This window comes from Cupriavidus sp. 2TAF22 (assembly GCF_052115045.1).
Classification (GTDB): Bacteria; Pseudomonadota; Gammaproteobacteria; order Burkholderiales; family Burkholderiaceae; genus Cupriavidus.
In genome coordinates this window covers 203,081-217,552 of record NZ_JBFRFX010000004.1, presented here as the reverse complement: position 1 = coordinate 217,552, position 14,472 = coordinate 203,081, and the positions used below count along the sequence as shown (strand labels likewise).

At 67.2% G+C, this 14,472-nt stretch carries 13 protein-coding genes and 1 tRNA gene; 5 read left to right on the top strand and 9 right to left on the bottom strand.

Annotated elements, in window-relative coordinates; all coding sequences use genetic code 11:
• Positions 1–7 precede the first annotated feature (7 nt).
• Both AB4Z48_RS07420 and AB4Z48_RS07415 read right to left on the bottom strand, forming a co-directional pair.
• Positions 8–1,141 (bottom strand): efflux RND transporter periplasmic adaptor subunit, encoded by a 1,134-nt coding sequence (locus tag AB4Z48_RS07420; RefSeq protein ID WP_441613253.1) that lies wholly within the window; start codon positions 1,139–1,141, stop codon positions 8–10.
• Positions 1,138–1,932 (bottom strand): TetR/AcrR family transcriptional regulator, encoded by a 795-nt coding sequence (locus AB4Z48_RS07415; protein ID WP_441613252.1) that lies wholly within the window; start codon positions 1,930–1,932, stop codon positions 1,138–1,140. The genes AB4Z48_RS07420 and AB4Z48_RS07415 overlap by 4 nt, the downstream gene beginning before the upstream one ends.
• Positions 1,933–2,111: 179 nt before the next feature.
• Here AB4Z48_RS07415 and AB4Z48_RS07410 point away from each other — a divergent pair, with 179 nt between their 5' ends.
• The 3 genes from AB4Z48_RS07410 (at position 2,112) to AB4Z48_RS07400 (ending at position 3,965) form a co-directional block, all read left to right on the top strand.
• Entirely contained in the window at positions 2,112–2,405 is a 294-nt protein-coding gene (locus AB4Z48_RS07410) for a YkgJ family cysteine cluster protein (RefSeq protein WP_441613251.1), read from the top strand.
• Between the two features lie 20 nt (positions 2,406–2,425).
• On the top strand, positions 2,426–2,986 hold the full coding sequence (locus AB4Z48_RS07405) for a DUF1439 domain-containing protein (RefSeq protein WP_441613250.1): 561 nt from the start codon (positions 2,426–2,428) through the stop codon (positions 2,984–2,986).
• 97 nt (positions 2,987–3,083) lie between these two features.
• Positions 3,084–3,965, top strand: coding sequence for an undecaprenyl-diphosphate phosphatase (locus tag AB4Z48_RS07400; protein WP_441613249.1), 882 nt, complete (start codon positions 3,084–3,086; stop codon positions 3,963–3,965).
• Positions 3,966–4,070: 105 nt separating this feature from the next.
• Here the strand turns inward: AB4Z48_RS07400 and trmB are convergent, their stop codons facing one another.
• The 5 genes from trmB to AB4Z48_RS07375 all read right to left on the bottom strand — a co-directional run bounded on the left by trmB (position 4,071) and on the right by AB4Z48_RS07375 (position 9,203).
• Entirely contained in the window at positions 4,071–4,829 is a 759-nt protein-coding gene (gene trmB / locus AB4Z48_RS07395; protein WP_441613248.1) for a tRNA (guanosine(46)-N7)-methyltransferase TrmB, read from the bottom strand.
• Between the two features lie 76 nt (positions 4,830–4,905).
• Positions 4,906–4,980 (bottom strand) — tRNA-Gly (locus tag AB4Z48_RS07390).
• 480 nt (positions 4,981–5,460) lie between these two features.
• Complete coding sequence (locus AB4Z48_RS07385; RefSeq protein WP_441613247.1) at positions 5,461–5,943, bottom strand: hypothetical protein; 483 nt, start codon at positions 5,941–5,943, stop codon at positions 5,461–5,463.
• A gap of 520 nt (positions 5,944–6,463) precedes the next feature.
• Entirely contained in the window at positions 6,464–8,089 is a 1,626-nt protein-coding gene (locus tag AB4Z48_RS07380) for a methyl-accepting chemotaxis protein (RefSeq protein WP_441613246.1), read from the bottom strand.
• A 169-nt stretch (positions 8,090–8,258) separates the two neighbouring features.
• A complete protein-coding gene (locus AB4Z48_RS07375) occupies positions 8,259–9,203 on the bottom strand; it encodes an aldose epimerase family protein (RefSeq protein ID WP_441613245.1) in 945 nt (314 codons plus the stop codon).
• Positions 9,204–9,476: 273 nt separating this feature from the next.
• On the opposite strand from AB4Z48_RS07375, the gene AB4Z48_RS07370 reads away from it, so the two are divergent.
• Positions 9,477–9,965, top strand: coding sequence for a cupin domain-containing protein (locus tag AB4Z48_RS07370; protein ID WP_441613244.1), 489 nt, complete (start codon positions 9,477–9,479; stop codon positions 9,963–9,965).
• A 16-nt stretch (positions 9,966–9,981) separates the two neighbouring features.
• Here the strand turns inward: AB4Z48_RS07370 and AB4Z48_RS07365 are convergent, their stop codons facing one another.
• Entirely contained in the window at positions 9,982–11,196 is a 1,215-nt protein-coding gene (locus AB4Z48_RS07365) for a polyhydroxyalkanoate depolymerase (RefSeq protein ID WP_441613243.1), read from the bottom strand.
• A 434-nt stretch (positions 11,197–11,630) separates the two neighbouring features.
• On the opposite strand from AB4Z48_RS07365, the gene AB4Z48_RS07360 reads away from it, so the two are divergent.
• Positions 11,631–12,284 carry a glutathione S-transferase family protein gene (locus tag AB4Z48_RS07360; RefSeq protein WP_441613242.1) on the top strand — a complete coding sequence of 218 codons (654 nt, stop codon included), beginning with the start codon at positions 11,631–11,633 and terminating at the stop codon, positions 12,282–12,284.
• Between the two features lie 70 nt (positions 12,285–12,354).
• On the opposite strand, the gene AB4Z48_RS07355 is transcribed toward AB4Z48_RS07360, so the two are convergent.
• Positions 12,355–14,376: an acetoacetate--CoA ligase gene (locus tag AB4Z48_RS07355; protein ID WP_441613241.1), complete on the bottom strand. Its 2,022-nt coding sequence runs from the start codon at positions 14,374–14,376 to the stop codon at positions 12,355–12,357.
• Positions 14,377–14,472 lie beyond the last annotated feature (96 nt).

Sequence of the window (14,472 nt, the reverse complement as noted above, 5' to 3'; positions counted from 1 at the left end):
GGGCGCCCTATGCCTTGACCAGCTTGACGCGGCTGCCCGCGCGCAAGGTGCCGAGGTTGTTGCGCACCACCTGTGCGCCGGCCGACAGGCCGCCGGCGATCTCTACCAGCCCGCGCTCGTCGTCGCGGATGCCGGGCTTGACCTCTCGCTCGGCCAGCATGCCGTTCTCCACGGTGTAGACGAAGGCGCGCTCGCCGTCGCTGCGGATCGCGGTGGCCGGCACCGCCACCACGCCCGCGTGCTGGCCCAGCACCAGCGCGCCCTGCGCGAACATGCCGGCGCGCAGGCGGGCGCCGGGATTGTCCACGCGCACATAGACCATGATGCTGCGCGAGCCGGGCACGGCCGAGGGATTGATGCGCACCAGCCTGCCTTCGAAGCGGCCGCTGCCTTCCACGTCGAGCCGCACGGCCTGGCCGATGGCGGCGCGCGCCACGTCGGCGGTCGGGATCGGCGCCTCCAGCTCCAGCGAGCGCAGGTCGACGATGTCGACCAGGCGCGTATCCGGCGAGACCTTCTCGCCCGGCTGCACCGCGCGCGCCGCCACCAGGCCGTCCAGCGGCGCCTTGACCACGGTATCGGCCAGCGCCTTCTGCGCGACGTCGAGCCCACCCTGGGCGGCATCGAGGTTGGCGCGCGCCACGTCGAGATTGCTCTGGTAGTTGTCGAATGCCGTCTTGGAGATGAAACCCTTGGCAACCAGCTCGCGGTTGCGCTCGAAGGTCTGCTTAGAGTTCTCGTACTGGCCGCGCGCCGCCAGCATCTGGCCGCGCGCCTGGGCTACCTTGGCCTGGTATTCGGTGGCGTCGATGCGCACGATGACCTGGCCGGCGCGTACGGCCTCGCCCTCGCGCACCAGCACTTGCTGCACCTCGCCCGAGACCTTGGCCTTGACCGAGGCCTGGTTGAGCGCGCGCAGCCCGCCCGACAGCGGCAGTGCAACGCGGAGATCCTGCGTGGCGGCTTCGGCCAGGTCGGAGTGGAGGAATTCCACCAGGCCTGGCGCGGCCGGCTGCACGGCCGCCGGGGCCGTGGCCGGCTTGCCGGTGCCGTTCTTGCGCACGGCCGCGGTGGCGCTGAGCACCGCGATCACGGCCACCGCGGCGAACGTGCCAATCAGTATCTTTGTGCGTCGGGTCATGCTGTCTCCGGCGGCCGCGCCGGAGAGTCCGCCGCGTCCTGCTGCGCTTGCGCTCGTGCGAGCGCTTCTAGTTGTTCTTGCCGTATCCGCTCCCAGACGTAGGGGCCGACCTTCGGCGGCAGCGGCGTATCGCGCGCGGCGCCGGTGGTGAGCCCGAACAGCAGCATCTGGAGCAGGTTGTCGATAAAGGCCTCGGGGTCGATCACGATGCTCGACGAAGCCCCGAAGCCGCGTTGCCACAACACCAGGAACACCAGCGGCGCGCAGATCAGCGCGCTGTTGGGGTTGGCCGGCACCGCGCGCAACTCCCCGCGTGCCGCGCCTCGCGCCAGCACGCGCGCGAACAGCTCGTCGCCCGGTACCGTCACCTCCTCGTGGTAGAAACGGGCGATGTCGGGGAAGTGATTCGCCTCCGCCAGGACCAGCCTGGTCAGGCCTGCCACCGAGGTGGCGCCGATCAGGCCCCACCAGCCGCGCAGCAGTTCGCGCAGCAGCTCGGCGGTGGTGCCTTCGAAGGTCTCCACCAGGTCGACGCCCCGGGCCAGCGCCGGCCCCAGGTTCTCCCGCACCACGGTCTTGAACAGCTCTTCCTTGTTGGCAAAGTACAAATACACCGTGCCCTTGGACACACCTGCGGCGGCCGCGACATCTTCCAGGCGGGTGGCCGCATAGCCTCGCTCGACAAACAGTTCGAGCGCCGCGGCCACCAGTTCCTGCGGGCGCGCGGCCTTGCGGCGGGCCCAACGCTTGGGATTCGCCTCGGCCTTGTTCTGGTCTTGGGACTTGTTCACTGGGGCGCTGCGCACCTATGCCGGTGCGTTCTCCGCGGATTTTGCCAATAAATAACTCTTGGGTCAGTAATGTAGTGGAGTGGATTGGGGCGGTCAAGCTGGGGCATTCACGGTCTGGCGCCGCGGGCATGGGGCACAATACGGCCTGCCGGACGCCCGTCCGCGCCTGAACCTTTGCCATGTCCGTCCAGTCTGAACTTTCCTGCCGCCCGGATTGTGGCGCTTGTTGCACTGCGCCCTCCATTACGTCACCCATTCCGGGCATGCCGCACGGCAAGCCCGCCGGCGTGCCGTGCGTGCAGCTGCTGCCGGATCGCCGCTGCGCGATCTTCGGGCAGCCTTCGCGGCCGGCGTTCTGCGCCGGCCTCAAGCCCGCCGCCGACATGTGCGGCGACTCGCGGGGGCAGGCGCTGGCATGGCTGGCGCGGCTGGAGGCCGCCACGGCGCCCGCGCCGGCTGCCATTGCCCGCTGAACCGCAAAGGAAACCAACCCATGGTCATGATGAATCGCCGGCGCTGGCTGGCAGCAAGCGGTGCTCTCGCGTTCGCCGCGGCACTGGCGGGCTGCGCCATGTTCGGCAACGACTACACCTTCTCGCAAAGCCAGCTGCAGGCAGCGCTGGAGCGCAAGTTCCCATTCAACAAGCGCTATATGGAGCTGTTCGACATCCAGCTCGCCAACCCGCGGCTCACGCTCGACCCGGAGCGCAACCGCGTGAACGTGCAGTTCGATGCGACCATCGACAACCGCCTGTTCTTCGGCCAGCCGCTGACAGGGCGCTTCGCGCTCGATAGCGGCCTGCGCTACGACCCGCCCAGCCGCTCGCTGGTGCTGCAGGATCCGCAGGTCCAGCAGTTCGACATCGGCGGCCTGCCGGCGCAGTTCACGCGCCAGCTCAATGCGCTGGGCGGCATCCTCGCCGAGCAGCTATTGCAGGGCTATCCGCTCTATACCTTCCGTCCGGATCAGCTGCGCCTTGCCGGCTCCAGTGTCGAGCCCGGTACAATCACCGTTTTGCCCAACGGGATCAACGTCAAGATCAACCGTCCGTGAGTGCGCGTGCGCGCATGACGGGCGCGCGGCCAACGGTGGTCCGTACCCTGCGGCTTCCTTTTTTCCTTTTTCGTTTTCCTTCGCCCCACCAATCAGCATGGATATTGCGCTCGCCCTGAAAGCCGTGATCCTCGGCATCGTCGAAGGACTGACCGAGTTCCTGCCCATCTCCAGCACCGGCCACCTGATCCTGGCTGGCCAGTTGCTCGACTTCAACGACGAAAAAGGCAAGATCTTCGAAATCGTGATCCAGTTCGGCGCCATCCTGGCGGTGTGCTGGGAATTCCGCCGCCGCATCACCACCGTGGTGGGCGGCCTGGCCACCGACGAGAAGGCGCGACGCTTCGCCGTCAACGTGATCGTCGCCACGGTGCCGGCGATCGTGCTGGCGCTGGTGTTCGGCAAATGGATCAAGGCGCATCTGTTCAACCCGGTCACCGTGGCCACCGCCTTTATCGTCGGCGGCGTGGTGATCCTGTGGGCCGAATGGCGCGAGGCGCATCGCGGCCGGGTCTCCCACCCCGCAGGCAATGCCCTGCTGGAGGCCGCCAAGGCCGGCGCGCCGCGCATCGAGTCGGTGGATGACCTCAACTGGCGCGACGCCATCAAGGTGGGCCTGGCGCAATGTTTCGCGCTGATCCCCGGCACCTCGCGCTCCGGCGCCACCATCATCGGCGGCATGCTGTTCGGGCTGTCGCGCCAGGTGGCGACCGAGTTCTCGTTCTTCCTGGCGATCCCGGTGATCTTCGGCGCCACGGTGTACGAGCTTTACAAGGCGCGCGCGCTGCTGTCCGCCGACGATCTCGGTGTGTTCGGCGTCGGCTTCGTGTTTGCCTTCCTGTCGGCCTTCCTGTGCGTGCGGTGGCTGCTGCGCTTCGTGGCCACCCATGACTTCAAGCCGTTCGCCTGGTACCGGATCGTCTTCGGCGTGATCGTGCTGGTGACCGCCTACACGGGACTGATCGCCTGGCACGCCTGATCGCGCCAAGCCGCGGCCGCGCCTGGCCGTTCACGCGGGGCGCGACGCAAACAAGAAAGGCGTGGCCACTGGCCACGCCTTTTCTATTGGGCAAGCGGCCAGGCCTCAGGCCCGCTTGCGGAATACCACGTCCCACACGCCATGGCCGAGCCGCACGCCGCGGCGTTCGAACTTGGTGACGGGGCGGTAGTCAGGCCGCGGCGCAAAGCCGCCGGCCGCATCCGACGTGTTCTCCAGCGCCGGTTCGCCCGACAGCACTTCCACCATCTGGTGGGCATATTCTTCCCAGTCGGTCGCGCAGTGCAGGTAGCCGCCCGGCTTGAGCCGGCTGGCCAGCACCTTCACCAGGGGCGCCTGCACCAGGCGGCGCTTGTTGTGGCGCTTCTTGTGCCAGGGGTCGGGGAAGAAGATATGGATGCCATCCAGGCAGCCGTCGGTCAGCATATGCGCGATGACCTCGACCGCATCGTGCGGCATGATCCGCACATTCCCGATGCCGCGCTCGCCGATCAGCTTGAGCAGGGCGCCCACGCCGGGCTCGTGCACCTCGCAGCCCAGGAAGTTGTCCTGCGGCCGCAACTGCGCGATATGCGCGGTGGTTTCGCCCATGCCGAAACCGATTTCCAGGATCGCCGGCGCGACGCGCCCGAAGGTGGCTTCCCAGTCCAGCGGCTGCGGCGCGTAGGGCAGGATAAAGCGCGGGCCGAGGTCATCGATGGCGCGCTGCTGCCCGGTGGAGGTCCGCCCGGCGCGGCGCACGAAGGAGCGGATGCGGCGCGGATGCGCCACGGCGGCGGCCTGGTCGGGCGCGTTGCCGGCCTCGTCGGCTGGCGTGGGGTCGGAACTGGGGTCTTGGGGAAGCATGGCAACAAAAAAGCCGCCGGGCGAAGCCTGATCGGTCAGTGACCAGGTGGCGAAGGCGGCTCGTATCAATCCGAGGTGGAGCGGGCGATGGGAATCGAACCCACGTCTTTAGCTTGGGAAGCTAAGGTAATGGCCATTATACGACGCCCGCAAGAGCCGGGATTTTACGCGGGATTCAGGCGGGAGCGCAAGCGGTGGAAGTGGGCGCGGCATGCGAAAGTGGATGCACTGCAACTCGGCTTGCTGGGTGCGCTGGCATCATTTTGGGCGGCGATGGAGGGCGGAATCCGGCATGCGTGTGCATGGCAATGTCCGCACCCTGTCCTTGCGATCGTAAGGCTGCGGAGAGGGAACTCCCATCTTTGTAGAGATGGTTCGGCATTTGAGGCTCGGCCGTAGAGGCCGACTATGCCTTTTCTATCGCGACCCACCACCTGGCAATCTGCTTCCCGGTGCGAATGGGTACTTTCGACCCGAAACGGGCGTCAACTCTGCTACCGGCGAATGGCCGCTGTTGCCATGCGTGCCCAGTTACTAGGCCTGGCCGTCCGGCCGACCGCTGACGGTCTGGTACGGGCCATCTGTTCCATCATCATTCGGTCAAGCACGAGGGTTTTTCGGAAAGCCCCTCCTATTCTCCATCGGGTGCGCGCTCCTTGAGGGTGGCTAGGGCGTCCATCAATCGCTTGGCATTCAGTTCATCCTCGACATAGATCTGCGCCAATGTCCGGCCGCCGGATGATCGAGGCTCGACCACGAACCAGTTACGCTTGCTGAACAGGCGCGTTTCAGCAATCGATCGGTAATATAGCCTGGTGGCTTTCCGAATGGACGTGGTAGTAACAGATGTCAAGCCAGGAGCGGACACAGCTCTGGCGCCGCTCCCGAACTCCACATACCGGTCCGTGACCTGGACTGACTCCGGACGCTTCTTGTCTGGCTGCTCGTACAGCACGCGCTCCACAATGACCTGAGGATTGCTGACGGTGGCGGGTTGGTAATCAATGCGGGTAGCACAGGCAGCCAACAGTAGGATCGGAACGAGTAAGCAGGTTCTCATAGCAGTGAGCGGAAGTTCGGGCGCAATTCTGAGTGGATTCTTGCGGGTTGTCACGCTTGTTAGGCGAGCAACTCCAGCATCCGCGTCTTTTACAATTGGAAGCGGCTATATCCAGCAGCCAAGAGCGCGGCACCTGCTTGCGACGAGTCGCGGTGGCGTGCGAGCCGCGCCTAACCCGTCGGGGAAAGCGGCCATTCGACACGGATGACGGTATGACTGTTCCTGGCCCGGACTCGGCTGCGAATGGCGACCGGCTCAGACCGCCCCGCTTCTGCCTCTGTGCGCCTCGGTAACCCTCCCATTTCTAGCAGTCTCTGGAAGTTGAGGCTAGGCCACGATGGCCGATCGTTGTTTCGGGTCATGCCGCCGAGCGCCATGTTCGGGCGCTCGTGATTGTAAGACCATAGCCATTTGGTGGCGTAATCCTGGAAGTCGCGGGCTGTCTCAAACAGTTAGTGCGCCAAGATGTACGGCGGCAATCCATGTACCCTGAGGGACACTCTTCCCGGATTTTTCCGGGACGTTACCCTGGCACCTTCTTCAGGTAGGCGGGTGCGTGGGGCGGGAGTCGGGATCACGCGGCGTGAACCGCCATGCGCGCCGCTACCGGTGCCGCCCCCTGCGCCCGCGGCTCCCGGGCGCCGTCGCCGATCCGGAACACGGCCACCGCCGCCGACAGCCTGCGTGCCTGCTCTTCCAGCGACCCGGCGGCCGCTGCGGCCTGTTCGACCAGCGCCGCATTCTGCTGGGTGACCTCATCCATCTGGGTGACCGCGACGTTGACCTGGTCGATGCCGGAGCTCTGTTCGGCGGCGGCGGCGGCGATCTCGTTCATGATGCCGCTGACGCGGGCGATGGCGCTGACGATCTCGGCCATGGTGGCGCCGGAGCGCTCGACCAGTCCGGCGCCCGCTTCCACGCGTGCGGTGGAGGCGTCGATCAGGCCCTTGATCTCTTTGGCGGCGCCGGCGCTGCGCTGCGCGAGCGAGCGCACCTCGCTGGCGACCACCGCGAAGCCGCGGCCCTGTTCGCCGGCACGGGCGGCTTCGACCGCGGCGTTCAGGGCCAGGATATTGGTCTGGAAGGCGATGCTCTCGATCACGCCGACGATCTCTCCGATCTTGCGCGAGTCGCCGACGATATGCTGCATGGTGCCGACCACCTGCTGCGTGAGTTCGCCGCCCTGGGCGGCCAGCCCCGAGGCGCCTTGCGCGAGATGGCTGGCCTGCCTGGCGTTCTCGGCGGTCTGTTTCACGGTGGAAGTGAGTTCTTCCATGCTGGCGGCGGTCTGTTCCAGCGATGCGGCTTGTTCTTCGGTGCGTTGGGAGAGATCGGTGTTGCCGGCGGAGATCTCGCGCACGCCGACGTTGATTGATTCGGTGCCGCCGCGCACGGTGCCGACCGTTTCGATCAGCGACGCCTGCATCTTCTGCAGGCCGGCGCTGAGCTTGCCCATCTCATTGTCGCTGTCGACCGGGACATGGCCGGTCAGGTCCCCGCTGGCGATGCGATTGAACTGCGCGATGGCGGCGTTGACCGGATCGACGATGGCGCGCATCAGCGCGGCACGCCCGAGCCACGACAGCAGCAGCGCGGCGGCGAGGCCGATGGCCACTGCCATGCTGACCGCCTTGAAGCGTTCCTGCGCCTCCTGGTAGCGCTGCGCGCCGCGCTCGAGCTGGAGCTTCTCCAGTGCCAGCATGGCCTTCTCATACGCACTGTAGAGCGGCGGCAGCTTGTGCGCCTGCTGCTGCAGGAAGGCTGGCTTGTCGCCTGCCTTGAGCGCCGCGAGCGCCGGCTCGACGCCTTCGCCGAGGAACCTGGCGCGCTTGTCCTGCATGTCCTTGATCAGGCGTTGCTCCTCGTCGCCGTTGCCGGCGCCGGCAAGGTAGTGCGCCTGGCGTTCGTTGGAGGCCTTCAGGTATTGGTCGGAGCGCTTGAGCACGGCGCTGGCGCCTTCCTGGTCGTTGAGCTCGGTGAGCGAGGCGTAGGTCGCGAGCGCCAGGCGCAGGCGCAGCAACTGCCCGGCGCTGCCTTCCAGGTCTGCCACCGCGGGCGTGTCGACGGTGTACATCTGCTTGAGCGATTCATTGCCCGCGCGCATGGACAAGAGTCCCGCCGCGGCCCCGACCACCAGGGCGAAACCGAAAAAGGCGACCATGAGGCTGAGATAGCCTCGGATGGACAGGTGCTTCAGCATTGTCTTCCTCTCGTTGAGTATGGCACTCGGCTTCCGTGTCGCCTGCACATGCGCCGGCGCATAGCACGGAGAACGCCTCTGATCATGGGGCGCTATTTCGGTCAACGGCGGGCCGGCGGAAAACTTGAAGCGGGAGGGCGTTGCCTCGTGCCGACGATGCGGAAGGCGGTCAGGCCACGATGCGCAGGCGGCAGGTCGCGGTTTCTTCCTGGCCGGGCGCGAGCCAGCGCAGGCCGGTGCCATGATGGATGGCATCGGGCAGGCCCAGCCATGGTTCCACGCAATAGAAGTCGGAATCGGCGTGCTCGGACCACGTGGTGACCGCGAACCAGGGGGCCGTCGCCGGAGCGGCGGCGACGTCAAGCTCGATCGCCAGCTTGCGCCCGCGCGGCGCCGTGGCGTCGGGCGGGATGGCAAGGGTGCAGGCGCGCGGCGCCGTGTGCGGCTCGCGCAGGACGTGGAAGGCGTCCTGCAGGCGGGAATCGTCGAGCCGATAGGCCGGAGCGCCGGGGCCGAGGTCCTCGGGCGAGCCGTCGGCGCGCTGGCGCATGCGCCGCGCGTCGGGCATATCCAGCACGGTGGCGCCGCGCACTTCGTGGGCGACGGCAAAATAGAAATGGTGGCCCGCGTAATACGGCAGCGGCTGCGCACCGGTATTGCGTGTGCGCAGCGTGGCCTCGATGCCGTCCTCGAGCAGGCGGTAGCCGGCCTCGAACGCGAATTCGAACGGATAGCCCGCGCGCGTCGCGTCGCAGGCTTGCAGTGTCATCGCGATGCGCCGGTCTGCCTCGTATTGCGAGACCGCGAACGGCAGGTCGCGAGCGAAACCGTGATTGGGCAGGGCGCGCACTTCGCCGCCGGCATCGCGCCACGCGCCCGGCACGCCATCGACAAAGTGCCGGGCAATGAACGGAAACAGCAATGGATTGCCGCCGCGCACGCGGGAAGGCTGGGACCAGTCGGCGCCGTCCGGCCAGAACAGGATGTCTTCGCCGCGATGCACCCAGCGCACCAGGCGTGCGCCCGCGTGCGGCGCGAGCAGCAGGTAATCATCCTGCCCGCCTACGCGGACCAGGTCCTGACCTTGGAAATTCGTGAGTGCGACGGCTTGCATGCGGTGTATCGTGTCCGGTGAGGGGACGACGAGAATGACGAGGGCAACGGCGCATCATAACCGGCATGGCACCGGCACCGCACCGGTGCCGGCTCCCGGCGAGCCGGGACGTTGCACGCCCTGCGCGAGTGCATGCGGCGGATTGCGCAAGGCAACCGCGGCGGGCACGGAGCCGGGCGCTTCACATTCGTCGCCGCGTTCGACCTTTGCCGCGCTGGCGCGGATGTTGCGTCGCCACGCAGCGCGTTCTCTCCCTAGCGAAAGGAGCTTGTCATGGCCGAGTCCACCAGCAAGTCCGGCAGCGCAACCGCCGGCGAGCCCGCCGCGGATTTTTCTCCCACGCGCTTCTCCCATGTGCGTCCGCAGGATACGGCCTTCGTCGACCAGGGCCTGCGCGACTTCTTCCTCTACCGCGACCTCGGCGTGGCCGATGCCACCGGCGGCAAGCTGCTGGTACAGCTCGTCAAGGCCAACCTCCCGCCCGAGCAGGGCACCGGCTGGCACCGGCACCAGGCGGCGTTCCATGTGGTGCTGATGCTCAAGGGCTGGGCGCGCTTCATGTACGAAGACAAGGAAACGCTGGTAGCCGCCGGCGACTGCGTGCACCAGCGTCCCGGCATCACGCACTACCTGTTCGACTATTCGCCCGACATGGAATACCTGGAGATCGTGGGGCCGGCCGACTTCGGCACGGTCGATGCCGAGGGTCCGTGCGCGGTGCCGCCGGTGACGCCATGGCCGGCGGACCGCACCGCCGCCTAGGAAGGAAGGGGCCCCTTCACCCGCTCATGTGCACGGTGTTGCGCACCAGCGGATAGACCTGCGCATCCCAGCGCTTGCCGTTGAACACGCCGTAGTGGCCGACACCGGTCTGCACATGATGCATGCGCATATAGGGCCGCAGGCTTTCGCACAGGTCCTGCGCGGCCATGGTCTGCCCGATGGCGCAGATATCGTCGCGCTCGCCTTCCACGGTCAGCAGTACCGTACGGTGGATGGCGCGCGCGTTCACGCGGCGGCCGGCCACGTCGAGCAGCCCCTGCGCCAGCAGGAAGCGCTGGAACACCATGCTCACGGTCTCGAGATAGAACTCGGCGCTGAGGTCCATGGTGGCGAAGTATTCCTCGTAGAACGTCTGGATCGCGTCGGCGCGCTTGTGCTCGCCGTTGGCGCGCAGGTCGTAGAGATCGCGGAAGGCTTGCTGGTGGCGCTCGCTGTTCATGCTCATGAAGGCCATGAGCTGCACGAAGCCGGGGTAGACCCGGCGCATCGCGCCGGCGAAGCGTAGCGGCACATGGCTGGTGAGCGAATTCTCGAACCACTCGATCGGCTGGCTGGTGGCCAGTTCGTTGACCTTGGTCGGGTTGATGCGCGCGTCGATCGGGCCAGCCATCAGGGTCAGGCTGGGCGGCTGCGCCGGGTCGTTGTCTTCCGCCATCAGGGCCACCGCCGCCAGCGCCGCCACGGTGGGCTGGCACACCGCCATCAGGTGCGTGCCGCCGCCGAGCACGTGCAGGAAGTCGATCAGGTGCTGGACGAATTCGTCAAAGCCGAAACGGCCGTGCATCAGGGAGATATCGCGCGGGTTGTGCCAGTCCGTGATGTAGACGTCATGGTCGCGCAACATGGTCTGCACCGTGCCGCGCAGCAGCGTGGCAAAGTGGCCAGACATCGGCGCGACCAGCAGCACGCGCGGCTGCCTGCTCACGCCGTGCTTGCGAAAACGCAGCAGTGAACAGAACGGCGTGCGCGCGGTGACTTCTTCCGTGACCTGCATCGGCACGCCATCCACGGTGACGCTGTCGATGCCGAAGGGCGGGCGGTGGTGCGTCAGCCGGCTCAACGCCAGCACCTCGCAGGCTGCGCGCGTGGCACGCATGGGATCGCAGCCAGCCATGCGTGGATTGGCGGCCAGCGACACCGCAATCATGTCGGCCAGGCCGCAGGCAGGCTGCATGAGGTCCGCGTAGCTCTGGTACACCTGATACAGCATGGCCGCCCCCCTTGTTATGCATTGACTTCATTCGCCGCAATATGCGTGCCACGGCGTATTGTTGGCATGAGGCTTGCGGGCTTGGGCCTGTGGAATGGCGGGTGACCTGTTCTGGTTCGTTTGCGGCGTGCACGCCGCGTGCGGCAAAGGCCCGCATCGCTGCTGCACCAGCGTGGCTTCATGCTGGTGCGGCCAGGCGCACCGCGCAGGTGCGGCGTCTTTTGTAGCGTATCCGGCGCGCGCGCAAGCAGGCGGACCGTGCCGCGATGCTCGCACCCGCGATGTACTACAACGTCATAGTAGAAGCAGCGGCCCGCGGCACATAGCAAGACATTGCAGCGGCATTGCATGGCGATACGCGGGGCGTGATTTGCACCAGAGGCAAACGAGCCGGCCCGCTGCGCAACGGCTCATCGGACTGGCAAGGAGGCGCGATGGCAAAGACGACCCTCACCATCAGCAGCAAGACATATTCGTCGTGGTCCCTGCGCGGCTGGCTGCTCGCGCGTTTCGCGGGGCTCGAGTTCGAAGAAGTGCTGGTGCCGCCGGACGACGCCGCGGCGCGCGCGGAAATCCTGCTGCTGTCGCCGTCGATCCTCGTGCCCCGCCTGTTCCACCAGGGCGTGACGGTGTGGGACACGCTGGCCATTGCCGAGTATCTCAACGAGATCAGCCCCAAGGCCGGGCTGCTGCCCGACGATCGCGCCGCGCGCGCGCACTGCCGCGCCATCTGCGGCGAGATGCATTCCGGCTTTGCCGCCATGCGCTCGGCCTTGCCGATGAACCTCAAAGGCCATTTTCCCGGCTTCAAGGTGTGGTCGCGCGCGCAGGCGGACATCGATCGCATCACGCAGATCTGGACCGAGTGCCTGACGCAATACGGCGGCCCCTTCCTGTTCGGCAAGCGCACCATGGCCGATGCGATGTACGCGCCGGTGGTGACGCGTTTCCTGACCTACGGCGTCGAGCTCGATCCGCAGCCGGTAGCCTACTGCAAGGAGATCCTCGCCATGCCCGAACTGCAGGAGTGGATCGCGCAGGCGCGCAAGGAACCGGACGAAATCAGCGAGCTTGAAGTGGAATTCTGAACGAGCGCTCTGCGCGCGCCGCAAAGCAAGGCGCCGGGCCGCAGCGACTGCGGCCCGGCGCCTCGCGCTTTCAGGCCGCCGCGGATGTGCCGGCGCGCGCGGCCAGGAAGCCTTCGGCGTAGGCGAAGTACCAGTCGAGCGTGTCCGGGTTGGCCATGGCGTCGCGATTGGCGATCTTGTCCGGGGCATGGCCAAGCAGCAGCTTCTTGATCGGCACTTCCATCTTCTTGCCCGACAGCGTGCGCGGCACGCCCGGCACCTGCAGGATCTCGTTGGGCACATGGCGCGACGACAAGGCGCTGCGGATGCGTGCGCGCATGGTCTCGCGCAGCGTTTCGTCCAGCACCAGCCCTTCGCGCAGCACCACGAACAACGGCATATAGGAATCGCGGCCGAGGTATTCGAGGTCCACCACCATGCTGTCGAGCACTTCCGGCAAGTCTTCCACCACGCGGTACAGCTCGCTGGTACCCATGCGGATGCCGTGCCGGTTGATGGTGGCGTCCGAGCGGCCATAGATGATGGCGCCGCCGTGCGCGGTGATCTTGATCCAGTCGCCGTGGCGCCACACGCCGGGGTAGGTGTCGAAGTAGCTGTCGCGGTAACGCTTGCCGTCGGCGTCGCCCCACAGGAACAGCGGCATCGACGGCATCGGCGCGGTGCAGACCAGCTCGCCGACTTCATCGATCAGCGCATGCCCGGCTTCGTCGAATGCTTCCACGCGCGCGCCCAGGCAGCGGCATTGCATCTCGCCAGAGTACACCGGCAGGATCGGGCACCCGGCCACGAAGGAGCCGGCGAAATCGGTGCCGCCGCTCATCGGCGCCAGCCAGATGTCGCTGCGCACATGGCGGTAGATCCAGTCGTAGGCCTCGGCCGGCAGCGGCGAGCCGGTCGAGCCGAGCGCGCGCAGCCGTGACAGGTCCGCCACGCGCGCGGGCTCGATGCCAGCCTTCATGCCGGCCGTGAAGAAGGCCGCACCCGCGCCGAAGGCAGTAACGCCCGCGGCCTCCACGAAGCGCCACAGCACGCCGGCGTCCGGGTAGGCGGGGTTGCCGTCGTAGAGCGCGATGGTGGTGCCCAGCAGCAGTCCCGCCACCTGCGCGTTCCACATGATCCAGCCGCTGCTGCTGTACCAGTGGAAGACATCGTCCGGGCCGAGGTTGTTGTGGAATGCCATGAGCTTGAGCTGCTCGATGACGATGCCGCCGTGGCCGTGCACGATGGGCTTGGGCATGCCGGTGGTGCCGGACGAGTAGACGATCCACAGCGGGTGATCGAACGGCACCGGCTCGATCGCCAGCGCCACGCGATGCGCCAGCACCGCCTGCCAGGCGTGGCGGCGCATGCCGGCGGGCAGCTCGACGTGGCTGGCCTGCCCGCGTGCCGGCAGCAGCACGATGTCGGTCAGCGAGGGCAGGGCGGCGGCCAGGTCGGCCAGCACCGGCGCGCGGTCGAAGTACTTGCCGCCGTACTGGTAGCCGTCCACGGCGATCAGCACCTTGGGCTCGATCTGGCGGAAGCGGTCGGTCACGGCCACCTGGCCCATGTCCGGGGCGCAGCCAGACCAGATCGCGCCGAGGCTGGCGGTGGCCAGGAAGGCGACCACGGTGGCGGGAATATTCGGCAGGTAGCCCGCCACTCGGTCGCCGCGCGTCACCCCCATGGCGCGCAGCGCGTGGGCGAGCGAGGCTACCTGTGCCTCGAGCGCATCCCAGCTCAGGTCTGTCACGCCGACGGCTTCGCCGGCAGAACGGATGGCGGCGCGCTGGCGCGCGGTGCCGCTGCCTGCGTGGCGGAACACCTGTTGCACGTAATTGAGGGTGGCGCCCTCGAACCAGCGTGCGCCGGGCATGGCGGGATCGCCGAGCACGCGTGCGGGCTCGGTGTCGAAGCGCAGGTCGAAGTAGGCGCGGATGGCGTCCCAGAAGGCTTCGAGGTCGGTTACCGACCATTGCCACAGGGCCGCGTAACCGTCAAAAGCGAGGCCGCGCTCGCTCGCCAGCCAGCGCATGAAGTGCGCGATATGGCTGTCGTCGCGGAACGCCGGCGACGGCGTCCACATCAGTCTCCCTTCTTCAAGGGTGGTCATGTCTCCTCCTCGGGTCCGTCTTTCGCGGACGTGCGGATGGTTGGGTCTTGGCTCGGTGCCGCGGCGGCAGCGCTGCCGCGTGCGGCTTTGCATGAT